Raw genomic sequence first — 23,547 nt, forward strand, 5'->3', positions numbered from 1 at the left:
GTAATCGCTCTGTGCGGCTTCAAATGCCGTGTCTGCTGACATCAAAAATCCTCGCCGCCATCGAAGTCTTCGGAATCCGACTCGTAATCAAGGTCCTCATCCTCTTCGAAATCCTCATCCTCATCTTCATCCTCCTCGGAGCTCATAAGTTCACCGCTCTCTTGGTCAAACTCCTGCGCCTGATATCCCATCGCGCCCAGAGAGCCATTGTCATAATCATCGTATTTCCGGTCTTCTCCCATCTCATAGCGGTAATCCGTGTCGCCGTAATCGATGGTCTCCATAATCTCGACCTCGGTCTGATCCTCCCGCAGCACCCTCACATCCAGTCCCAGTGCCTGCAGTTCTTTCAGCAGCACCTTAAAGGACTCCGGAATGCCGGGTTCAGGGATATTGTCGCCCTTGATGATGGCCTCGTAGGTCTTCACACGGCCCACCACATCATCAGACTTCACGGTCAGAATCTCCTGCAGCGTGTAGGACGCGCCGTAAGCCTCCAGCGCCCACACCTCCATCTCTCCGAAGCGCTGTCCGCCGAACTGGGCCTTGCCGCCTAAAGGCTGCTGCGTCACCAGAGAGTACGGGCCTGTGGAACGGGCATGAATCTTGTCGTCCACCAGATGGTGCAGCTTCAGGTAATGCATGTGGCCAATGGTGACAGGGCTGTCAAAAAATTCGCCCGTCCTTCCGTCCCGCAGGCGGACTTTGCCGTCGGTGGAAATCTGCACGCCTTTCCACAGCTCCCTGTGATCTCTGTTGTCAGACAGATACTGCAGGACCTCGGGGCGCAGCTCCTCTTTATGCTTCGCCTCAAATTCCTCCCACTCCAGATTCACATAATCATTGGCCAGATCCAGAGTGTCCATGATATCATTCTCGTTAGCGCCGTCGAAAATCGGCGTCGCAACGTTAAATCCAAGGGCTTTCGCCGCCAGGGACAGATGAATCTCCAGCACCTGCCCGATGTTCATACGGGAAGGCACGCCCAGTGGATTCAGCACAATGTCCAGGGGACGGCCGTTGGGCAGATAGGGCATATCCTCCACGGGCAGCACACGGGAAACCACGCCCTTGTTGCCGTGGCGGCCTGCCATCTTGTCCCCTACGGAAAGTTTTCTCTTCTGCGCGATATAGATACGGACTGCCTGATTCACGCCGGGGGACAGCTCGTCGCTGTTCTCTCTGGTGAACACCTTGGCGTCTACTACGATGCCGTATTCCCCGTGAGGCACTTTCAAAGAGGTGTCACGGACTTCCCTTGCTTTCTCGCCGAAAATCGCGCGCAGCAGACGTTCCTCCGCGGTCAGCTCGGTCTCTCCCTTAGGAGTGACCTTGCCCACCAGGATATCACCTGCGCGGACCTCAGCGCCGATGCGGATGATTCCCCTGTCATCCAAATCTTTCAGGGCATCGTCGCCCACGCCGGGCACGTCTCTGGTAATCTCCTCGGGGCCCAGTTTGGTGTCGCGGGCCTCCGCCTCATACTCCTCGATATGCACGGAAGTATATACATCATCCTGTACCAGCCTCTCGCTGATCAGTACGGCGTCCTCATAATTGTAGCCCTCCCATGTCATAAAGCCGATCAGTGGATTCTTGCCCAGCGCCAGCTCTCCCATGGCTGTGGACGGGCCGTCCGCGATGACTTCTCCCGCTTCCACATGGTCTCCCTTGAACACGATGGGTTTCTGGTTGTAGCAGTTGGACTGATTGCTTCTGGTAAACTTGGTCAGGTGGAACTCTGCCTTCTCACCGTCGTCATAGGTCATGCGGATGACAGAGGCGGATACATAATCGATGGTTCCGGGCTTCTTCGCCACCACGCAGACGCCGGAGTCCACGGCCGCCTTGGGCTCCATGCCGGTACCTACCACAGGCGCCTCCGTTGACAAAAGGGGCACTGCCTGGCGCTGCATGTTGGAACCCATCAGGGCGCGGTTGGCATCGTCATTCTGCAGGAAAGGAATCAGCGCTGTGGCCACAGAGAATACCATTCTGGGAGACACGTCCATGTAGTCGAACATGGCACGGGGATACTCGGAAGTCTCCTCTCTGTAACGGCCGGACACAGTAGTACGGACGAAATGCCTCTCCGCGTCCAGGGCCTCACTGGCCTGCGCCACATGATAATTGTCCTCCTCGTCCGCGGTCATGTAGACGACTTCGTCCGTGACCACAGGATTCTTCGGGTCGGTTTTATCCACCTTTCTGTAAGGGGCCTCGATAAATCCGTATTCATTGATTCTCGCGTAGCTTGCGAGATAGTTGATCAGACCGATGTTGGGACCTTCAGGGGTCTCGATAGGGCACATCCTCCCATAATGGGAATAGTGCACGTCACGCACCTCGAATCCGGCGCGGTCTCTGGACAGACCGCCAGGCCCCAGAGCGGACAGACGCCTCTTGTTGGTCAGCTCCGCCAGCGGGTTGTTCTGGTCCATGAACTGGGACAGCTGGGAGGAACCGAAGAACTCCTTCACCGCAGCCGTCACGGGCTTGATGTTGATCAGGGACTGGGGCGAAATCTCGTCCGCGTCATGGGTGGTCATGCGCTCGCGCACCACTCTCTCCATGCGGGAGAGGCCGATGCGGTACTGGTTCTGCAAAAGCTCGCCTACGCAGCGGATACGCCTGTTGCCCAGATGGTCGATATCGTCGTCGGTTCCAAGGCCGTACTCCAGATGCATATTGTAATTGATGGAGGCAATGATGTCCTCCTTGGTAATATGCTTGGGCACCAGCTCATGGACGTTCTTCTTCAAGGCTTCCGCCAGCTTCTCCGGATCATCGGAGAACTCCTCCAGAATCTGGGCCAGCACAGGATAGTACACTTTCTCACGGATGCCGAAATCCTTGGGGTCACAGTCCACATAAGCCGTCAGATCCACCATCAGGTTGGAGAGGACCTTGACATTCTTCTCCTCTGTCTGAATATATACGAAAGGAACAGCGGCGTTCTGAATCCTGTCCGCCAGCTCCATATCCACTTTCTCTCCTGCCGCCGCCAGGATTTCCCCTGTGGAGGGATCCACCACATCTGCGGCCAGAATCTGATGCCTGATGCGGTTTCGGAGCGCCAGTTTCTTGTTGAATTTATATCTGCCTACCTTCGCCAGGTCATATCTGCGGGGATCGAAGAACATGGCATTAATCAGGCTCTCCGCGCTCTCCACGCTCAAAGGCTCGCCGGGGCGAATCTTTTTGTACAGCTCCAACAGACCCTCCTGATAATTCTCAGCAGTGTCCTTGGTAAAGCTGGCTTCTATCTTGGGCTCATCGCCGAAAAGTTCTCTGATCTCGTCATTGGTGCCAATGCCCAGCGCACGAATCAGCACCGTCACGGGAACCTTACGGGTCCTGTCCACGCGCACATAGAAGACATCATTGGAGTCCGTCTCATACTCAAGCCAGGCGCCGCGGCTGGGGATGACCGTACAGGAATACAGCCTCTTACCCAGCTTGTCATGGCCGATGGCATAGTAGATGCCAGGGGAACGGACCAGCTGGCTGACGATGACACGCTCCGCGCCGTTTATCACGAAAGTACCGGTCTCAGTCATCAGGGGCAGATCGCCCATGAAAATCTTATGTTCGCTGATTTCTTCTTTTTCTTTATTATAGAGGCGTACAGTAACTGTCAGAGGCGCCGCGTAGGTGGCGTCCCTCTCCTTGCATTCCTCGATGGAATACTTCACGTCCTTCTTGCTCAGCTCAAAGTCCACAAATTCCAGACTTAAGGAACCGCTGTAGTCCGCGATGGGAGATATGTCGTCAAAAGCTTCCTTCAAGCCCTCGCCAAGAAACCACTGATAGGAATTCTTCTGGACTTCAAGGAGATCTGGCATCTCCAGGACCTCTTTTTGTCGTGCATAACTCATACGCGTAACCTTGGTACCGGCTGTCGGACGTATTCTGTTTTTCTCCATTGACATTTCACCCCATTCTTTCTGCGCAAAATCCGGATTTCCCTGGCAGCCTGTCTTCGCTGCCTGAAAACCGTTTTCACACTTTTATGCCTGCTGCGGACACGGGACTTGATTCCTTTCAGGGAATAAGGAACTGTACAGTTCCTAGCCAAAAAGCCTGTCGCATTCCTTGAAACAGGCATGAAAAGATATTATGATGCCTGCATCACAACGCCTCACATTATCATGCAACGCACCACAATACCGCACAATAGTGCACTATCCATATTACCACAAGTTGTAAAAGGGGTCAAGTTGAATTTTAGAAAATTCAGGAAATTTTAACTTTATTTTTCATATAAAAGAGAAGGCAGCCTTCTATCCCATACAAGGCTGCCTTTTGTCTGGCACAGGGCCAGATGTTCATTCCATTCGGCAAAATTACTTCAGAGTAGCCTTTGCGCCTACTTCCTCGATCTTCTTCTTGATCTCTTCTGCCTCTTCCTTGGAAACGCCCTCTTTCAGTACCTTCGGAGCGCTCTCAACGGCATCTTTTGCCTCTTTCAGGCCAAGGCCGGTAATCTCACGTACAACCTTGATGACCTTAACTTTCTCGGAACCAACCTCAGTCAGCTCTACATCGAACTCGGTCTTCTCCTCGACCTCTGCCGCAGGGCCTGCTGCTGCAACAACAACGCCAGCTGCTGCGGATACGCCGAACTCTTCCTCGCAAGCCTTTACAAGGTCGTTCAACTCTAATACGGTCATCTCTTTGATAGCATCGATTAATTCCTGAGCTGTTAATTTAGCCATTTCATTATCCTCCATTTTCTATTGTTTGCATATTCCGTTTTCAAGAAGAATTCAGCTCTGCGAATTCTTCCGTGCGAAATTTAGCTGTTCTTAGGCGGCGTCGCTTCCGCCATTTTTCTCCGCAATCTGATTTATGACGCGAGCGAAATTGGTGACAGGGCTCTGCAAGCTTCCCAGCAGTCTGGAAATAAGTGCATCCCTCGAAGGAATGCTCGCGATGGTCTCCATGCCCTTGGCGTCATAGATATTGCCCTCTACCACACCGGCCTTTATCTCCAGCTTTTCAGCCGTCTTGGCGAACTCGGTGAGAAGCCTTGCGGGAGCCGTGGCATCCTCAGTGGAGATGGCTATCGCGGTAGGTCCTTCCAGATACTCTGAAAGGCTTTCAAACTGCGTCCCCTTGAACGCAAAATTCATGAAAGTGTTCTTGTACACCTTGTAGACGACGCCTGCTTCGCGCAAGCTCTTGCGGAGCCTGGTATCCTGCTCTACAGTCAACCCGCGGTAGTCAACCAGAACCACTGACTGGGCATCCTTGATATGAGCGGAAATCTCGTCTACAATGGGTTTCTTTAACTCAACCTTTGCCATTTCTTTACCTCCTGTTAGATTTTTTGCCGAATTCTTCCGGTTTTCAGCGAACTTATAGCATAAAAATCCTCCCCAGGGAAGCCTCAGGGAGGAAATACTTTTCCACGCCCCATCTATGGGCGTTGCGCTCTTCTCCTCGGTAGGATTTACGCTCGGAATCCCTTGCACCTACTGTCTTCGGCCTGGTTTAAAACCTTTTGTATCATATCATAAGGGTTTCCCTTGCGTCAACCCCTATTTTCGCTTTTTGAAGATGCAGGCTTAAAAACCTCTGCGCATCTAGAACTTGGTCACGTTCACCTTTACGCCGGGGCCCATGGTGCTTGCCAGGGTGATGCTTCTCAGATACTGGCCCTTCAGCGCGCTGGGCCTTGCCTTTACGATGGCATCCATCAGTGCGTTGAAGTTCTGCATCAGAGCTTCCTCTGTAAAGGAAACCTTTCCTACGGGCACATGCACGATGTTGGTCTTATCAAGCCTGTACTCAATCTTACCGGCTTTGATATCTTTCACTGCCTTGGTGACGTCCATAGTAACGGTACCTGCCTTGGGGTTGGGCATCAGGCCCTTGGGACCCAGTGTCTTACCGAGACGTCCTACCACGCCCATCATGTCGGGGGTAGCTACCACTACGTCGAAGTCAAGCCAGCCTTCCTTCTGAATCTTCGGAATCAGCTCCTCGCCGCCTGTGTAATCCGCGCCGGCCGCCTCTGCCTCTGCCAGCTTATCGCCCTTGGCGAACACCAGCACTTTGACAGTCTTACCGGTTCCGTTGGGCAGTACCACAGCGCCGCGGATCTGCTGCTCAGCGTGACGTCCGTCACAGCCTGTCCTGATATGCACTTCTACCGTCTCGTCAAATTTCGCAGCCGCCGTCTTCTTGACCAGCGCGATTGCGTCTTCCGGCTCATAGACAGCCGCGCGGTCTACGAGCTTTGCGATTTCATTATATTTCTTGCCATGTTTCATTCTTATACCCTCCTAGGTTCAAGCGACAATATCTCATTGTCTCCCAATTGTTTTCGCCTGACGGCCTGTGTCTTGGAAAGCCGTTACTCTTCGATTGTGATACCCATGCTGCGCGCCGTACCGGCAATCATGCTCATGGCTGCCTCAAGGCTGGCCGCATTCAAATCAGGCATCTTCATCTCTGCAATCTCCTGAAGCTTCGCCTTGGGAAGCGTGGCGACCTTCGTCTTGTTAGGCGTTGCGGAAGCGGTCTTCAGATTGCAGGCCTTCTTCAACAGCACCGCCGCAGGAGGAGTCTTTGTAATGAAACTGAAAGACCTGTCCGCGTATACCGTAATGACTACGGGGATGATGACATCGCCCTTGTCCGCTGTCCTTGCATTGAACTGCTTGGTGAACTCCACGATGTTCACTCCGTGCTGTCCAAGCGCGGGGCCTACGGGCGGAGCCGGTGTCGCTTTACCGGCAGGAATCTGTAATTTGATGTAACCTGTTACTTTTTTTGCCATTTTGGCACCTCCTATAATGTGGTAAGCCGCTTAAATCCATGCGGCAATCCGGCGCAGCCCCAAACGTCAGGGCCGCTCCCACTCTCGGGTGTGCGAAACATGTCCGACACCCTTGTATCCAACCGCCTTCTCAGGCGGGAAATACCTGATTCTAAAGCTTTCTGACCTCCGCAAAGCTAATCTCCACAGGAGTCTCCCTTCCAAACAGTTCTACATTGATGGTAGCTGTCTGCTTGCTGTAATCCAGTTTCTGCACGATACCGATGGTATCTTTCCAGATACCCGCAACCACGGCTATGCTGTCCCCTTCGCCAAAGTCGATGGAAACGTTCTCCGTCTTGATGCCCAGAGGCTTCATCTCCGCCTCCGTCAGCGGCACAGGCTTGCTCCCCGGTCCCACGAACCCCGTAACCCCGCGGGTGTTGCGGACAACATACCATGTATCGTCATTCATCTCCATATTGAGGAGCACATACCCCGGGAACATCTTCTTCTGGACAGTCCTTCTGGCACCGTTCTTCATCTCCACCACATCCTGCAGGGGAACCCGCACTTCCAGAATCTGTTCCGCAAGGTGCTTGTTGTTCTCGATGGTCTTCTCAATATTGGCTTTGACCTTGTTTTCATATCCTGAGTAGGTATGGACTACATACCATTTTGCCTCTGCCATGCAATCACCCTCGCCCTAAATTGATGTAATGAAGTTCACGCCGGTCTTCGCTATATAATCCAGTATCGCGATGACGACGCCCACTACCACCGAAATCGCCACTACAGCCACCGACTGCTTCAGGGTGGACTGTCTGTCCGGCCATATGATTTTCTTGAATTCAGCCTTTACCCCTTTGAAAAAACCGGGGCCGGCCTTTGCTTTCTTTTCCGCAGAATTTTCCATTTCAACCATCCCTTTCCCAGGCGCATGAAATGCGCTTTGTGCGCGGGAAATCCTCCCACACAGCCGCCCGGCTCTTATTTGGTTTCCTTGTGCAGCGTGTGCTTCCTGCAGAATCTGCAGTACTTCTTGATTTCCATTCTCTCGGGATGGTTCTTCTTCTCCTTGGTAGTATTGTAGTTACGCTGCTTGCACTCAGTGCAGGCCAAAGTGATTTTTGTACGCATTTTGCTACCTCCGCATGTTCTTTACTTTAAAACTCGCCGTCTTATTTTAAGCATAAAAAAAAGACCTAAAACCTTATCTCGTTTTCCAACTATAACATAGAAACTGACCTCCGTCAACTGTTTTTTCGCATTTGTCCTATGTTTTTCTGGCATTTTTCCGGCTTTGTGCGTTTCTTTTTTCTTGTTTCTTAATAATTTGTATGTTACACTGTTAAAGAATGGAAGTTTTCATCCGATATTATACACAATGGATTACCTAAGCAACGGATTGCTTTTGAGACAAGGAAAGGAGGCCTGGCAATGGGACCCGTTTTAAATACGGTATATAACAATTATCTTACCACTTATACGTCGAAACCGCTGACCAAATACGATACCCACAAAAAAAGTGAGCTCCGGAATGTATATAATTCCATTGTCAAAATAAATAAAGACGAGCCCTGGTATCTGCCCACCACCAGCAAGGACACGCAGCAATATGCTGTCAATTTAAAAGAAAACGCAAGGGATCTGCGCAATACCATCGCGCAGATTGGAGGACTGGAAAAGGACGGACTGTTCCGCAAGAAACGCGCATACTCCACCGATGAGGGTATCGCCACTGCTTCCTATGTCGGTCCTGAGGGTTCCGGTCCGGAAGTTCCCGACTTTATGGTGGAAGTCCATTCACTGGCAACTTCACAGGAGAATCTGGGACTGTTCCTGCCCGGCAACGGCCGTGCATCCCTGTCGCCGGATACCTATTCCTTTGACGTGAACATCAATGACATGAATTACGAGTTCCAGTTCTCGGTGGGGGAGAACGAGACGAATCTGGAGATGCAGGAGCGTCTGGTACGCCTGATCAACAATTCCGATATCGGCCTGCGGGCTTCTTTAGCAGAGTCGGAGGGGCGCACTTCCCTGAGACTGACCTCCGAGGCCACAGGACTTGCCTCGGGTAAGGATTATATTTTTGCCATCAGCGATGACCATACCAGCAAGACCCATGGGGCGGTGGAATACCTTGGGCTGGATTATACCAGCAGAGAGGCTTCCAATGCCAGCTTTTCCGTGAACGGTGAAGAGCTTACCTCGCCATCCAACCGCCTGACGCTGGATAAGCTTTTCGAGGTACAGCTCACTGGCATCAGTTCCGGCGGCCAATCTGCCAAAATCGGATTGAAGACAGATGTGGAGTCTCTGACGGACAATGTCTCCCATCTGGTAGGCGGGTACAATGATTTCATCAAGGCGGCATCCGCCTACCTGGAGTCACAGTCCAGAAGCAGGCAGCTGGTGCGTGAGATGAAAGGAATCGCTTCCGTATACGGCAATTCCCTGGAGACCATGGGGCTGAACCTGGAAGAGGATGGGACTTTGGCCATCGACAAGGATGCCTTGCGCCAGACCGCTACCCAGACCCGGGACATCAATGAGACTTTCAGTCCCCTGAAGAGCTTCTCCAACATGCTCCTGCGCAAAAGCGATCAGGTATCGCTGAATCCCATGGACTATGTGGAGAAAGTCATGGTAGCTTACAAGAATCCGGGTCATAACTATCCGAACCCTTACATCACCAGCGCCTACAGCGGAATGATGTTCGACGGATATTTTTAAGAAAAAGTACACATTTTTGACAAAATCTGTCAAAAAAGGCTGCGTCGGGGAAATACTTCTCCGGTGCAGCCTTTTTTATGCTCTATCTTGCCAAAGAAGGGAGCATCCATGCGTGATACTCCCTTCTTCATACCACTTGCCTTGCTTGACTATCCTGGCTATGCCAACTACTTATCCTGCTTGTTCTTTTTCCCCTTTGCCTTATACTTGTCAATTTGTACGAAGTCATCCATCAACTCCAGCACCTTATCTCTACCTGCCTGGTTCAGCTTCACATAATTCTGCATCACACGGTTCTCCAGAAGCTGGGCTCCCAGGGAAGCGTCCCTCTCCAAAGAGGAGAAATCCACCGGGTTCAGGCTCAGCTTGTCGCACATCTTGATAACGGTCCCATAGGCCATACCCTCGATTCCGCGCTCTAATGCTGTCACCAATGTGCTGTAAGGGATGTTCATCTCCAGAGCAAACTGACGTACGCTGCGATACTGTCCCAAAATTTCTTTCTTTAATACTTCTGCTTTTGTCATTTCTTTCCTCCATATCAAGCAGTAAATCAAGTGTACAAGAATAATATACGATTTTCCGTATGTTTTTTCAAGGGGTAATTCAAAATTAATCAAGAAAATTGCATATTTTAGATTTTCTTAAGAAATTAGGCTTAATGGAACTTAATCGTGGTTCAGGCCGTATAGCTGGACCAGCTCCAGGAGGTCACTGCGGTACAGGTCATACGGCGTGACGATAAGGCCTCCGTCACTGTCCAGATCATAACCGAATTGCCGGTAGGCGTACCAGACCAGGTGGGCGCACTGAGTGCCTGACAGGGGCGGAGGGCAATCCGCCGAATCACCGCTTCCTTTTTCGTCCGCGTCCGGGAACGCCCCTCCGGCAGAGTCCCTGCGCACAGCCCTCAGGCCCTCTCCGCCGCTGTCCGCAAAGGCCGTAAGGCTGTAGGGCAGGCCGGTCAGATACTTCTGCGCATATGCGGCAATCTGCTCCCGCTCCTCCAGGGAGGCACCTTTCAGGCGCAGCAAGGCGAAGCCCGGGTATTCCTGCCAGTCGTCCAGGGAGCAGATTTCGGAATCGAAGCCCGGCATGATGGCCTCCAGCGTCAGGCGCTTTTCGGCGTCCACCACTATGGCGGCATGGCCGCTTCGCCAGCCGAAGACATGGCCGTTGAAAGTGATCAGGATGTCCCCGGTCTGGACAGTGGGCATAAAATAGAATTCGGACAGCGTTCCCGCCTCTGTCATTCCGGCGGAGGCCACCTGCAGCTGCGGAGGATTTCCATCATATACCAGTTCACGGAAATTCGTTAATCTTTCGCTCCTGGCAAGCAGGTTGTCGCGGCGGCATTCCACCTCCGCTGCGGCATGGAATCTGTCCTGCAGGCCAAGGAGCTTCCATTGCTGGCTGGATTCGTAGAGTTCTTCTACGCCGGGGCGGGCCAGGCCTGTCTGTTGGAGCAGGATTTCGTAGTCTGCAGAGGACGGGGTTTTCTTCTGGAGAATGGGGAGGAGGTCGGTTTTTGCGTAGTCCGGGGTATAGTGGGCGCAGGTTTCTGCCCTGGCTGTCCATATGGCCAGGGCGGATGGCAGGATTATGGCTATGATTATGATTGAGATTCGGATGCGGGTATGGGATTTGCGCTTTCTTTTCATTTGCAGGCCCCCTGTTCGAGATTGTTCTTTTTAGGGTCTGCGGGTTTAGGGGGATTTATTCGCGGTTTGGGACTTTCGGAGGCCTTCCTGAATTTCCCTTGATCCGAAGCGCGTTATTTCTCATTTTAATTTGATGCAAGGCGTTGTCTGGCGCGCCTTTTGCTTTCCGTTTTGGGATATGGGCATGAAAAAAGAAAGACATATCCATTTTATCTTTTGTAAATGGTTTGTTCCAATCGTTCTGGATATATCTTTCCGGGTCTTATTTTAGCATATTTTGATGCTTCCTGCAATCTTTTTCTATAGTGCGCGATGAATTTTCACATTGACGAAAGAAAGGCTGACGACCGGATAGGTGCCCTGAAGCTTTCTGTACGTTTCCTTCTAGTCCTGGTGTCCAATACACACTGTCCTTGCCATGCTGTACCGCCCCCGCTTCTGCCCTCAATATAGTAAAAGGGAAGAATCTATCCATTTTATCTTTGGTACATGCGTTTATAGCGCCCGCTCTGGATTGTTCTTCCCGTTATTATGGCAGCGTATTTAAGAGGAATCTGCCATGTGATTTGCCTTTTACTAAAGTTCAGTCTGATAGTGCGCGCCGAAAGTGCCTCCCTATCCCCGCCACAAACGCCAGCACTTCGTCCTTCATCCCCTCCGGGAAGGCCGTCAGTACGGGTGCGGTCTCAAAGCTCAGCGTCCCTCCGAAGCCGCTCCCCCTTAAGCCACGGATAAAACCCTCCCAATCCGTTGACGCCTTATTCTCGCGGCTCCTGGCAAAGGTATATGGTATCTGATGGAGATCCGCGACGCCGTCATTATCATGTATGTGCAGCACTTTGAGCCGCGGGCCCAGAACGGTCATAAAGCTTTCAAAATCCAGCCCCACCAGATTCGCATGTCCGGTGTCAAAGCAGAATCCCAGCACTTCCGCATGGTATCTGTCGTTCATCCGGTCAATGCGCTCCGCTGCTTTTCCGGCGTCGCAGCAGGGGCCCTCCACGATATGGCCGCCTGTGCTCTCATACAGGTTCTCGATGCATATGGTGATGCCCATCTCCTTCGCCATAGGAGCCAGGAAGTCCAGGAACTGTTCCATGACGTTCCACTCTTCCTCTTCGGAGCCCAGGAAATGGGCCAGTTTAAAGCCGTGGACTACGATATGCGGGCATCCAAAGTAAGCGCACACCTGCAGGCTCTTAGGCGCCACCACCTCCCGCAGATAGGCATTCAGCTCCCTGGTTCCTCCGGGCACATAGTTCGGATAGGGCATGTGCATCTGGTTGATTTCTATGGCTGCCTTCGCTGCTCCCAGCTTATGGGGCGCGAAGTACTGTTCCAGCTCCTGGATGGATTTGTCGAAAAAGGCATTCCGCTCCCCCTGATACAGGCTGATATTGGTGAGATACCCGTTCAGGCTGAAATCGGCACAGGAAAAGCCCGCCTGCTTCAGTCTCCGGAAACCGTCCTCCGGGCGGTCATCATATACGACATTTTTGGTCTGTACGCCAATCCTCATTATTCCGCTCCTTGTCACTGCCTCTTGCCCCTGCTTCTCATCCCTGTTGCTCCAAATGTCCAAGGCTATCGTTCCCCCTGTTCCAAAACCATGCAGACAGCCCATCGTTTGCTTCGCTTTCCACAGTTTACGCCCGCAGTCACAAAATTTTCCGTGCCTTGTCCCTGTTGCTTCAAATGTCCAAAGCCATCGTTCGCTCCGGTTTCCGTAGCTTATACTCCCAGTCAAAAAACTTGCCATGGAACCAGGCTCACGAGCCGTAGAGTCTGTGGGCATCACGGCAGGTTTTATCGCTCGTGAGTATAATCGAAGCGGCCTCTCCGCTGTCTGCTCCGCCTCCCTGCGGCTCGCTCAATATCTCTGCAGTCTGTCAAAGTAGAAAGAGGGCATATATTCGTCATTAAAGAATTCGATGGGATTGGTGACCTGCATCCCACGGAGCTGCTGCGCAATCTCGCGATAATAGATATTGCAGATGAATATGGCACAGCCTTCCGGCAGGCAGGCCAGGCTCTCGGGAGCCCTTACCTCCAGGCCGCAGAAGGTGGTTCCCCAGAGGGAGGGGTTGTTGTCGCAGGTGAACAGAGGCGGGTATTTCTCACCGTAGCATTTCATGTAGTTCCGGCACATGTTCCCGGCGCCGAACAGCACGATGGAGGGGTATTTTTTTAAGGTATTCTCTATTCCAATCTGCCATTTGAAGTACTCGGCCACAGACTTCGCCAGCGTCAGAAGCTGCGGGCGGAGTATGGGCGAAAATACCGCTGCCGTATCCGAAAAGTCCAGTGCCAGCTCTCCGTCGAAGCCGCTTTCCCGCAGCCCCCTGATCAGGCCCAGCCAATCCGTCCGGGGCTGGCCGCCGCATACGGCGGTGAAAGGGAGCAGCGAGCTTTCCCGCTGTCCGTCGCAGTCCCGCAGCAGCACGGCTTTTACGCGGCTTCCCAGCTGTACCGCGATCTCCCGCATGTTCTGGCCGCACAGGTTGTAGGTGCCTGTATTCATGCAGAAGCCGAAGCGCTCCTCGCCTGCGGCTTCGTTCAGGCTGTCCACCCAGGATGCCGCCTCTTCTGCCTCGGCGCAGGCTCCGCGGATCAGATGGCCGTTCAGGCTCCGGCACTGGTTCTCCAGGAGGATGGTGACGCCGCTTTTCCTGGCAGAAGCCCCAAGGCTCAGATAAAAGTCCCTGTTCGTCTCCCATGCCTCTGCGGATGGCATGGCGGCGGGCAGGGGGCGCACAATCAGGTATCTGCTGCCCGCCTCGCCGCAGATCCGGATGCTTTCCCGGGTCAGCCTGGTCAGGAGTTCCTTTCCGTCTCTTTGCTTTGTATCCCTGCTTAAGTATGGGGCCGTGGCTATCGGGAGGGTCAGATGTGTCTCTTTGCAGCTGCGCAGCAGTTTTCCGGCGGGATGTTCCGGCAGCTCTTCACCGGAATGTTGCGCGGGGGCTTGTACAAGGCTTTGGAGCCAGGTTCCCTCAGGACATTGGGGCGGTTTCCCGCTTTGCGGGGCGGAGGGCTGTTTTGGTATTATGGTTCCGTTCTGATGCCCTGCCTGGGCGCAGGGTTTCCCGGCGCTTTCCAGTTCCGCCGGAGGGCAGTACATTGTAAAATCAAGCAGTATGTTTTCAAACCCTGCTTTTGCTATGTCCGAAATCCCCTGTCCCGGGCGTTCTGTGTCCACGTTTCCGGAGGGGGCGCATATCACATTCAATATTTTCTCCTCCCTGCCTGAGGTAGCGTCAACTTTCTATGTCTAAAAGCGAATCCACTCCAAGTAAAACCAAGGGTTTCAGAGACCGTAAGCATACGTCTCGCCTTTCCTGGGCTTACCCAACCAACGTTTTGCTTCGGCTGACCAGTGAAGGCTGGGCTGAAAGCCTGGTTGTTTCAGCCTCGGCGAGGATTCCGCAAGCAAAATATATGGGCTAAGCCAACGGAAAGGGCTCCGCTCAGCCTTGGCTCCTCTCAGCCTTGATTCCGCTCAGGCTGTGGTCTGTCAGGCCACCGGATTACAGGAGCTTCTTCTCGATCAGGGACTTTATGCGGGTGGAGCTGGTGCTTTCCGTATAGGGGAAGAATACCATCTCGGCTCCGTGTTTTTCCAGAAATTCTTTCTCTGCCAGCCAGTCGGGGTTGTCTACGTAGTCGCTGCCGGAGAACTGGCAGTCGAATCGGTACAGTTTCCAGGCATCCCTGGTGCCATTGTAATTCAGGGGGATTTCCACCGCTTCGTCCACATAGCGGCAGGAGCGCACCATTTCTATCCGTTCGGCAAAGGGGATGAAGGGCTCCACTTCCTTATGCTTCCTGACCCCTTCGTCCGTGACTACGCCTACAATCAGGTAGTCGCACTGTTCCTTGGCTCGCCGGAACATGTTCAGGTGGCCTATGTGGAACAGGTCGAATACGCCTGCTATGTAGCCTGTGTGGTATTTTTTTCGGTTCGGAGGTTCCTGTGGTTCTGCATGCTCCGGCACGGCTGTGGGAGTTCCTGCTTCCCCGGCTTTTTTCGGTTCCGGGCATGTGCCGGCGTCCTGGGGCTTTGGGGAAGCCAGGGGGCATCCTGCTTCCGAATGGGGCGGCGTATCGGGTCGTCCCATGGTGGGTCTCCGCTTTCTGGGGTACGCTTTGTGGGAGTCGTAAATGCTGTATTCTTTCACGTTCATGGCATCCAGCTGCTTCATGACAGACAGGTAGTTCTTGATGCAGATGAGCACCTTGTATTCTCCGCTCTGCAGTTGTCTGAGCAGTTCCGGGGACTGTATGGGAATGCCTTCCAGTTCCTGTCCCCATTTTTCCCGGCTGTTGTCCACAATGGCGTAGACCGGGTAATCCTGGCGGTACAGAGCGAGGAATTTTCGGGTGAAGGCGCCGGAGCCGAAGAGAATCAGCTTCCTGGTGTCCGCATTGCGGAAAATATCCACAAATAACCGCTGATATTCCTCCTCCGAATAGTTCATGCGCTGGCGGTTGGAGTTCACCACCTCGGCGTTGCGCCTGCATTTCTCATGGTAGGAGCGCAGTTCTTTTTCCTTTCTCAGGGCTGTCAGGAACTCCCATTCCATCCGTCTCCATTGATCCAGCCGCTCGGTCAGCCCGTAGCGCTGGAAGAGCACATCTATGGGCAGCACTTTCTGCAGTTCTATGTTGCCGGAATAGAATGTGGCGATCATCCGGGCGATGATGGCATTGGCCGGATAGTTTTCCTGGCAGAATTCCTGGTCGTAGAACAGGAATTTTCCGTCCTGATGGAAGCTGTTCAGGGGAACCATGTCCAGGTATCCTTTTTTCAGGATAGCTCCCTGTCCGTCTCCTTTGTCAGGCTCCAGGATTTCAGAGGAATGCAGAATCATTTCACGGAAGCTGTCCATTTCCTGCAGGAATTTTTCCGTATCTGTCAAGAGCAGGTTTTTTAAATATACCTGGCCTACTTCTGCCTCCATGTATGGCATGACGTAGATGCCGTCTTCCATCCGGGCATCCACCACGGGGATTCCATGCTGCGCCAGGTCTCTGCCATGCTCCACAAGTCTCTCCAGCTTTGTCCGCCCCTCCGGATAGGCTGCGATTTTCTCTACCGTCCGCCTGTTTTTTCGGCTGACTGCTGCTGTATGATGCTCTGCCGCTCCTGCCTGGCTGGCGGTTTCCTGTGGGGCCGCCGCATCCCGGATTATGGTGAGCATAGCATCCTCCCTGCCCCGCTCCAGGGAGCTTGTGACCTGGAGGACGTCGGAATGGTTTCCGTCCAGGGAGCACTCAATCAGATAGGCATTGGCCATTTGGTGGAACATGCCGTTTTTGATTAGGCCGGCATACAGGCTCTCCTCCTCCAGGAAGACGGAATCGGGATAGTTGTAGGTGGGAAAGAGTCGGTTGGCCAAGTCCTCGTTGGGCAGATAGTCTTCCGCGTAGATCAGGTTTGGGTTCCTTAGGTCGGGGAGGACTGAGAAGAAACGGGCGGATGTCCAGCCTGTGTTCCGGAGCATCTGTCTTATTTCTGCGCGGTTGTACATGCGGCCTTTGAAGGTATCTTCCTTTTTGGAGTAGGCTCTGCGGTAGTTTTCGATTCCGTCGAAGTTGCGCTCTGTGTAAGGGTCTCTGTCGCCGCAGAAATACCGGATGCCGAAGCGGTTGTTGAGGCCTAACAGCAGGCGGCCTTGCGGCTTTAGGAGGCTGCGCCAGGACGCAAGGAAGGTTTCCGGGGCAGGGTGCTGCTCCAGATTTTCTATGCAAATGATGTAGTCGAAGCTTCCCTGCCACTCCTGGTGCCGGGGTTCCCGGATGGTCTGTTCGCAGGGGGCAGACGTGACCTGGAACAGGCGGTCGGTGAGCAGTTCTGCTATGGGGTCTTCAGGTCTGCCGATGTATAGGATATGGGGCTTTTTTTCTTCTGCTGCTGGCGCGAAATCGTACCAGTGCAATAGTCCTTTTTGTATTTCCCGTATAAGCATCTCCGGCTGTATCATCTTTCAATCAGTCCTCTCCCCTGCCTTATGTCTTTGCCTGACGGCCGTTATCCGATCAGTACTTCCTTTCCGCAGAACGCAAAACCGTACTTTCGGATTCGTTCTGCCGGAATCCCTTTGGCCAGCAGCGCTGCGTTGTAACGCATCGTTTCAATCTGGTCAAGAGCTGTCTGCACTGTATCCTCTAATGTCTTCTCCCTTTTGGGGTTCTTTACCTTGAATTCTATAATAATCGCATCTTTACTGTGATTATTTATGATTGCATCTCTACCGCGATTATTTATGATCGCATCTTTACCGCGATTATTTATGATCGCGTCCTGGCAGCCGGGGCTGCAGATGCCCTGGGTGCCGTGAGGCTCCGGCTCCTTACTTATCCCGATGACCCTGGGCTCCAGCACGATATCATATCGCCCGAAGCTGCTTTCCCTTTCAGGTTTCCTTACCCTATCAGCACTTCCTTTCCCCGGAATGCAAAACCATACTTTCGGATCCGTTCTGCCAGAATGCCCTTAGCCTCCAGGCTTGCCGCATATTTCATGCTTTCAATCTGCTCCAGCGCTGACCGCACCGTATCTTCCAGCGTCTTCTCACCGTCCTCCGGGTCATGAACCTTAAATTCCAGGATAATGGCATCTTTTTCATCGCCATTCACAGCCGAAGCGTCTTTTTTGCCGCAAGGCTCCAACAGCACATCGTACCTTCCAAAACCGCTTTCCCTATTGGAAGTGACGGTATACTGCCCTTTTAAATCCACCAGCAGTCCCAACACAAAACCATGATAGAACTTTGATAATAGAATCGTCTCTTCGATTCTATTATAGAACCGCTCCGGCTCCTTGGCCTCTGAAGGCCTGTTGCCGCTGTCGAAAAAGCTGAATGTGCTCAAGGCCACCCTGTTCATATAGTGGTTCATCTCCCGGAGGTTCCCTTTCAGCAATGCGTTCACGAATCCATTATAAGCCGGGGTATAATCCCTGAACCACCCTCTTATCATCTCTTCAAACATGGAACGAACCTCCCTGTTGGTCAGGGACAGATCATATTCCTGCCTGCCGCTCTCTGCATCAAAGACCATGGAATCCGCGCGCAGATAGCCGCTGGCCAGAAGCAGGCTCCAGACCGCGCTGCGTTTATAATCCAGCTGGTCAAAAACAATCTGCTCATCCAGCGTCGTATGATAGCCCTCACCTTTCAGCAGGCCTTCCATCACTATTTTTACTTCGGGGTCACCCTCACGAATCAGTTTCCCTGCCAGACTGTTGGAACTGGTATTTGCCCAATAGGCCGCCAGTTTTCCCTTGTTCAGGAAATTCAGGATGGACCAGGGGTTATAGATGTTCCGTTTCCCCCCAAATACAAAACCGTCATACCAGTTCTTCACATCTGCCTTTCTGTCTCCCAGCCCGCACTCCTCCAGTGCCGCAAAAACTTCTTCCTCTGTAAAACCAAAGGAATCCGCATATTTATCAGAGGTAGTGGTCACCACTTCCAGATTGTTCAAATCTGAGAACAGAGACTCCTTGCTAATCCGCGTGATTCCGGTCATGATTGCCCTGTCCAGATAAGGATTCGTCTTGAACGTTGCGTTGAACAGGCTTCTGATAAAGCCGACCAGTTCCTTCCAGTAACCATTCACATACGCCTCCTGCATGGGTGTGTCATATTCGTCCAGCAGAATGATGACTTTCTTTCCATAATACCGCGAAAGATAGTTCGACAGGGCGTTCAGGGAATCGGATGCGATGTAATCCTCCATTTCTGTAGATACCTTGTGGAATCTTTCCTTTTCATCCGCATTCAGGCAATCGCCCTCCAATAGATAACCGAACTTATTGTACTGGTTCGTGATTATCTGGCATATCTTTTTCCTGGCATTGGAAAAGGATATCTCCTTTACATTCGCAAAGGAAAGGCTGATAACGGGATATGTCCCCTGTAGCTGCCTGTATTTGTAATCCCCTTCCGGAGGATTTTCCCCTCCCAGAGAATTTTCTCCGTCAGAGGATTTTTCCTCCCAGATGGCAAGCCCCTGGAACAGGTCGCCCCGGTTTGCATATTCCAGGGAAAAGAACTGCTCCAGCATGCTCATGTTCAGGGTCTTGCCGAAGCGTCTGGGGCGGGTGATCAAGGTGACGGCATCCCCGTTTTCCCACCATTCCTTGATAAACCTTATTTTATCCACATAAAAAAGATTGTTTTGAATCAACTGCGAGAAATCCTGATGTCCGATGCCGACTGTCCTTGCCATGCTGCGCCCTCCTGTGGTTTGTTAATAGGAAAATGCAGGAATCTGTTGTGTTTAATTCTAGCATTTTATGAGGAAACGGGCAATTACTTTTTATCGGTTGCGTCCTGGCAGTAATGGCCAGGGATATTCCGCCTGTTGCGGGGCATCGGCACCTTGCCTGTTCCGCCGCTTTTTGGCTCCAGCATAACATCGTAGTATCTTCCAAACGGCCAATGCCCACTACATGCGCCATGCTGTGCCCTCCTGGGATGAAAAGGATTTGTTTGATGATAGCTTGGCACATTCGGGCTATGCGTCCATTCGTTTTTTCCTATCGGAGGTTCCATAACGTGGACAGATTGTGTTGTATAAATGCAAAACCATTGTATCAGATATGATACTCGCGGAACAGTTTCTGTTGGAACTGTGCATCTGTGGCTGAGCGGAGCAGGTTCTCCTGTCTACCCTCTGTGAGAAGAAGCTGTATCAGCTTGTTTGTTCTCCTATAATTTGTTTCAATCAATATTTACATATCATCTCTCCAGCTATTCCCATTTCAAACAATTGTTCTGCAATATCCTTTGAATTCAACTTATTTGCTACCACATAAAAAGCATCTCCATAAGTTTGTACTGCAACTTTTGGATCTAATACCCGGTACCCCCATTTTTCCGTATTCCACAAGTCTTCCGCATTATCTGTCAAACACACAATTCTGCACTCTGCGGACTGTAGGTACTTCAATGCCGACTCCCCTCTTTGTCCACACCCAAACAAGACTACCTGCTGTCCTACTGGCAGATTGGTAATCTGATTCAAAAATCGGCTTAAATAATTATTATGCTCTCTTATTGCCATGGCCTCCTGTTCAATCTTTTTCGCGATTTTTTCCGGAGATTGTGTTATCATCTCGGAAACATCATTTAACCACTCCATATCCGCAAAAGAATCCAAAATATTCCTGTCCTTTATTAGTTCTTCCTGATACCGCTGAAACAATTCCTGCCGATAAGGTTCTTGCAGATAACGCATATTGCCGAGAAAGTCCAGATATTTCCACTGATATGCATTATGCCATATATATCTATTCCTTATATTACGTTTTTGAAGTTCATGATACAGAAAGTTGTGCTCTTCAGCTATCACAATCGTCTTTTTACAATCGTGCATGGAAGATTCCGGATTATCCGTTCTATACAAATATACTGGTAAATCTAAATGAAATGAAGTTTCGGCCAAAACACTGGTCAAAAACCGAAAAGACATATCCTGATAGGATGCTCCTGGCGATTCATTCATCTGTATCTTTTCACGTTCTAAAAAGTCTTTTTTAAAAATCCCAGTCCAGTACCTCGGTATGACTCCAAATTCCTCCGGATGCCGCCTATTCTCCATCAAATGATTATAGTCTTTATCTGGGTACATTTTTGTAACGCTCCGAAACCGTTTCCCATTCACATCAAAAAAACAAGTATAATCTGCATTCACAAAATCAGGAGAATATCGTACAGCTATGTTATACAACTTTTCCAACATATAAACCTCATACATGTCGTCTGATTCCAACACAGAAATATATTTCCCTCTTGCCTCTTTGATTCCACGATTCACCTTATGCCCATAGCTGGTATTCGAATCTTCAATTATCCGTATTCTGGTATCTTTTTCGGCATATTCCTGCAAGATTTGGGGAGAAGCATCCGAACTTCCACCATCCATACATAGAATCTCTATGTCCACCAAAGACTGTGTTATTACACTCTCCATACACTCTCTTAAATACTTTTCTGCATTATGTACCGTAACGATTACCGAAACTTTTATACTTTTATTTTTCATTCCATTTTCACCCTATTTATCTGGTTGATTAAGGAATAGGATTGGCAATTCTTTAATCCTATAGTCATGCTGCACAATCCAAACTGTCAGGAGACGTTCCGCAAAAAATCCCAAAATCCTTTTGCTGTAATCATCCCATGATTCCTTTATCTCAACTTTTTCAACCGCTTCCAGCAAAATCGGGAAAAGCCATTCACAATATGCGTCCATAATTTCCTTTGAAGCGATAAACATATTGCAAGGATACAGCATATGACCGTTCATAACATATTGGAACGCCCGATAATCTTCTTTGTTTTCTTGAATAATATCACATAGCGTCTCGTATGTATTGTCCAACGCTTCTCCGCATACCTGATACCGCATGACTTCCAAAACAGATAATCTGCCAGTATCATATGCTTCAGCAACTATGATATCATAATGTTCCAACAAAACCTGAACCTCAAAATCCTGGAGCATCCATTCCTTATTAACAGCAGAGCGGAATAATCTTCTATAATGGTTCAGTCCCACATATTCCGATGCATCATTCTTCCATATCCAATACAGCGCCGTACATTCATTGATTTTATCATTGAGCGCCGATATATTATCCCCTTCCTCATCTCCCTGATAACCCAAATCTACTTTACCCAGCCTCCCCGCATGAATCGGTTTGTAAGGCTTTCCATTAACAGGGCTGAATTTTTTATGTGTCACCTGATATATGCATACATCTTTTTTCTTTCTGCTTGCTCCCAACAAATGCAATCCCTGAATATTAAAAACCTGTATCCTATCGACCCAGGCTTCTTTGGGAAGATTGTTATGTGACTTTTCTGATGCTGCAATTGCATGATGGCTTCTCTGCAATATCTGTGTCCATCCCTTTGCAACAGCATCCTTTTCAGTAATTAAAAAGTCATATTCCTCTGACAAGCTATCCATATCCGCATATGCCTTTCGATATCTGTGTTCCACGAAATCATAAATTTGTGTATTCGTATACAGAATATCTAAAGTAAATTTCTTGTCAGCTATATTCCAATAACTGTTTATTTCAAGAATTCCTCCCACATCCAAAACATTGCGAATTCCGTAGTTTATACATATTTCTTTCGCACTATTCCGCAACGCATTGTCCGTACTTCTTTCTTCTTGAAGAAACCCTTTCCACCCCAGTATCTTCCCATACTCAACCCCATACCAGAACAACAGTTGGTATGCAATTTCATCAAAATACAGTTCTGATGAAATAACCACATAATCGTATTTTATTTCTGACAATTTCTCGGGGCCATATACCTTCTTCCCAAATATCCTACATTCCTGCTTTTCTGTATCACTATCAATCAAACAGCAAATGTCCTCCAAACAGATTCTATGAATATTTTTTTCCAGGCTTTTACCTGCTCCCCAAATAACAATCCGCATTTTTGCCCCACCATTCAGCCATCAACTTACAATCTTCCTGTCTTTCCTTTATAAAAATCCCGGATCCCAAACCATATGTATTTTCTTTTTTCTCTGTCAGGCTCATGGAAAAAATTATCTTTGAATATCTGCCATGTTTTCATGAAAGTATTGCTATGAATACAATCCTGATGCTTCTTTATAAAATATAATTGATTTCTTGTCAAATAATAGGTTTTATACAGGCCACCCATTTTTCCGCCACTTCCGCCTATCTTATGCCACATTTTCGCTTCCGGAACATATTTGATTTTTATGTTCTCTTTCCCAAACCTTACACTCCAATCAGTATCCTCATAATACAGATAATAGTTTTCGTCCAGCATTCCGCATTTTTGAATGATGTTCTTATGTATCAACATACAGCAACCACACGCAAAGCTTACTTCCTGTACGATACCATCCCCCCCTTTCATGGTATGGTAGGAATCTCCGTTCACATAATCTATTCCTCCACCCGCATACCATATTTTCATATATCTTTTATCAGAATATATTTTGGGCACTGTTACCACATTACTGTCAGCTTCCCTTATCAATTTCTCAATTAAACTTGAATCTATCGCTGTATCCACGTTCAAAAGCATCACATAATCTGTCCCCTGTCCAATAGCATACTTTATCCCGATATTATTTGCCTTTGCAAACCCATAGTTTTTATTACATGCAATCACTTCAATCTCCGGATAATTCTCTTTTAGGAACTTCACAGAATCATCTTCTGAGCAATTGTCAACTATCAAAACAGACATATTAGAATATGTTTGTTTTTTAAGACTCCCTATACAATTATCCAAAAATTTTCTGCCATTATAGTTAACAAGTATCACTGTAACTTTTTCCGAATATTTTATACTGTTCACTTTATCTCCC

At 50.2% G+C, this 23,547-nt stretch carries 19 protein-coding genes and 1 other annotated feature; of the genes, 1 reads left to right on the forward strand and 18 read right to left on the reverse strand.

Features of this window, described 5'->3' with window-relative positions:
- Positions 1–41: 41 nt before the first annotated feature.
- From rpoB to rpmG, 8 genes are all read right to left on the reverse strand, one after another.
- Positions 42–3,926 carry a DNA-directed RNA polymerase subunit beta gene (gene rpoB / locus NFS35_RS18925; RefSeq protein WP_251208658.1) on the reverse strand — a complete coding sequence of 1,295 codons (3,885 nt, stop codon included), beginning with the start codon at positions 3,924–3,926 and terminating at the stop codon, positions 42–44.
- Between the two features lie 420 nt (positions 3,927–4,346).
- A complete protein-coding gene (rplL, locus tag NFS35_RS18930; RefSeq protein WP_251208659.1) occupies positions 4,347–4,718 on the reverse strand; it encodes a 50S ribosomal protein L7/L12 in 372 nt (123 codons plus the stop codon).
- A 90-nt stretch (positions 4,719–4,808) separates the two neighbouring features.
- The gene (gene rplJ, locus NFS35_RS18935; RefSeq protein ID WP_251208660.1) at positions 4,809–5,309 is read right to left on the reverse strand and encodes a 50S ribosomal protein L10; all 501 of its coding nucleotides are present in this window, start codon (positions 5,307–5,309) and stop codon (positions 4,809–4,811) included.
- 51 nt (positions 5,310–5,360) lie between these two features.
- Positions 5,361–5,508: a sequence feature (ribosomal protein L10 leader region), on the reverse strand.
- A gap of 80 nt (positions 5,509–5,588) precedes the next feature.
- Positions 5,589–6,278: a 50S ribosomal protein L1 gene (gene rplA / locus NFS35_RS18940; protein WP_251208661.1), complete on the reverse strand. Its 690-nt coding sequence runs from the start codon at positions 6,276–6,278 to the stop codon at positions 5,589–5,591.
- An 83-nt stretch (positions 6,279–6,361) separates the two neighbouring features.
- Positions 6,362–6,787: a 50S ribosomal protein L11 gene (gene rplK / locus NFS35_RS18945; protein WP_251208662.1), complete on the reverse strand. Its 426-nt coding sequence runs from the start codon at positions 6,785–6,787 to the stop codon at positions 6,362–6,364.
- Between the two features lie 151 nt (positions 6,788–6,938).
- Positions 6,939–7,457, reverse strand: a complete 519-nt coding sequence (gene nusG, locus NFS35_RS18950; RefSeq protein ID WP_251208663.1) for a transcription termination/antitermination protein NusG — start codon at positions 7,455–7,457, stop codon at positions 6,939–6,941.
- 15 nt (positions 7,458–7,472) lie between these two features.
- Complete coding sequence (secE, locus tag NFS35_RS18955; RefSeq protein ID WP_251208664.1) at positions 7,473–7,682, reverse strand: preprotein translocase subunit SecE; 210 nt, start codon at positions 7,680–7,682, stop codon at positions 7,473–7,475.
- Positions 7,683–7,756: 74 nt separating this feature from the next.
- A complete protein-coding gene (gene rpmG / locus NFS35_RS18960) occupies positions 7,757–7,906 on the reverse strand; it encodes a 50S ribosomal protein L33 (protein ID WP_251208665.1) in 150 nt (49 codons plus the stop codon).
- Positions 7,907–8,206: 300 nt separating this feature from the next.
- Here rpmG and fliD point away from each other — a divergent pair, with 300 nt between their 5' ends.
- On the forward strand, positions 8,207–9,505 hold the full coding sequence (fliD, locus tag NFS35_RS18965) for a flagellar filament capping protein FliD (protein ID WP_251208666.1): 1,299 nt from the start codon (positions 8,207–8,209) through the stop codon (positions 9,503–9,505).
- Between the two features lie 167 nt (positions 9,506–9,672).
- Here the strand turns inward: fliD and NFS35_RS18970 are convergent, their stop codons facing one another.
- The 10 genes from NFS35_RS18970 to NFS35_RS19015 form a co-directional block, all read right to left on the reverse strand.
- The gene (locus NFS35_RS18970) at positions 9,673–10,032 is read right to left on the reverse strand and encodes a transcriptional regulator (RefSeq protein WP_251208667.1); all 360 of its coding nucleotides are present in this window, start codon (positions 10,030–10,032) and stop codon (positions 9,673–9,675) included.
- A gap of 141 nt (positions 10,033–10,173) precedes the next feature.
- Entirely contained in the window at positions 10,174–11,166 is a 993-nt protein-coding gene (locus NFS35_RS18975; protein WP_251208668.1) for a hypothetical protein, read from the reverse strand.
- Positions 11,167–11,749: 583 nt separating this feature from the next.
- On the reverse strand, positions 11,750–12,685 hold the full coding sequence (locus tag NFS35_RS18980; protein ID WP_251208669.1) for a sugar phosphate isomerase/epimerase family protein: 936 nt from the start codon (positions 12,683–12,685) through the stop codon (positions 11,750–11,752).
- A 351-nt stretch (positions 12,686–13,036) separates the two neighbouring features.
- Complete coding sequence (locus NFS35_RS18985; RefSeq protein ID WP_251208713.1) at positions 13,037–14,389, reverse strand: sugar phosphate isomerase/epimerase family protein; 1,353 nt, start codon at positions 14,387–14,389, stop codon at positions 13,037–13,039.
- A 304-nt stretch (positions 14,390–14,693) separates the two neighbouring features.
- Positions 14,694–17,150: an adenylyltransferase/cytidyltransferase family protein gene (locus tag NFS35_RS18990; protein WP_251208670.1), complete on the reverse strand. Its 2,457-nt coding sequence runs from the start codon at positions 17,148–17,150 to the stop codon at positions 14,694–14,696.
- A 47-nt stretch (positions 17,151–17,197) separates the two neighbouring features.
- A complete protein-coding gene (locus tag NFS35_RS29385; protein WP_330640356.1) occupies positions 17,198–17,551 on the reverse strand; it encodes a PD-(D/E)XK nuclease domain-containing protein in 354 nt (117 codons plus the stop codon).
- A gap of 41 nt (positions 17,552–17,592) precedes the next feature.
- Positions 17,593–19,401, reverse strand: a complete 1,809-nt coding sequence (locus NFS35_RS19000; protein WP_251208671.1) for an AAA family ATPase — start codon at positions 19,399–19,401, stop codon at positions 17,593–17,595.
- A gap of 498 nt (positions 19,402–19,899) precedes the next feature.
- Positions 19,900–21,219 carry a glycosyltransferase family 2 protein gene (locus NFS35_RS19005; RefSeq protein WP_251208672.1) on the reverse strand — a complete coding sequence of 440 codons (1,320 nt, stop codon included), beginning with the start codon at positions 21,217–21,219 and terminating at the stop codon, positions 19,900–19,902.
- Positions 21,220–21,231: 12 nt separating this feature from the next.
- Positions 21,232–22,635 carry a DUF4422 domain-containing protein gene (locus NFS35_RS19010; RefSeq protein ID WP_251208673.1) on the reverse strand — a complete coding sequence of 468 codons (1,404 nt, stop codon included), beginning with the start codon at positions 22,633–22,635 and terminating at the stop codon, positions 21,232–21,234.
- Between the two features lie 26 nt (positions 22,636–22,661).
- Positions 22,662–23,537 (reverse strand): glycosyltransferase family 2 protein, encoded by an 876-nt coding sequence (locus tag NFS35_RS19015; protein WP_251208674.1) that lies wholly within the window; start codon positions 23,535–23,537, stop codon positions 22,662–22,664.
- Between the last annotated feature and the right edge of the window lie 10 nt (positions 23,538–23,547).

Source organism: Acetatifactor aquisgranensis (assembly GCF_943193215.1).
Lineage (GTDB): Bacteria > Bacillota > Clostridia > Lachnospirales > Lachnospiraceae > Acetatifactor > Acetatifactor aquisgranensis.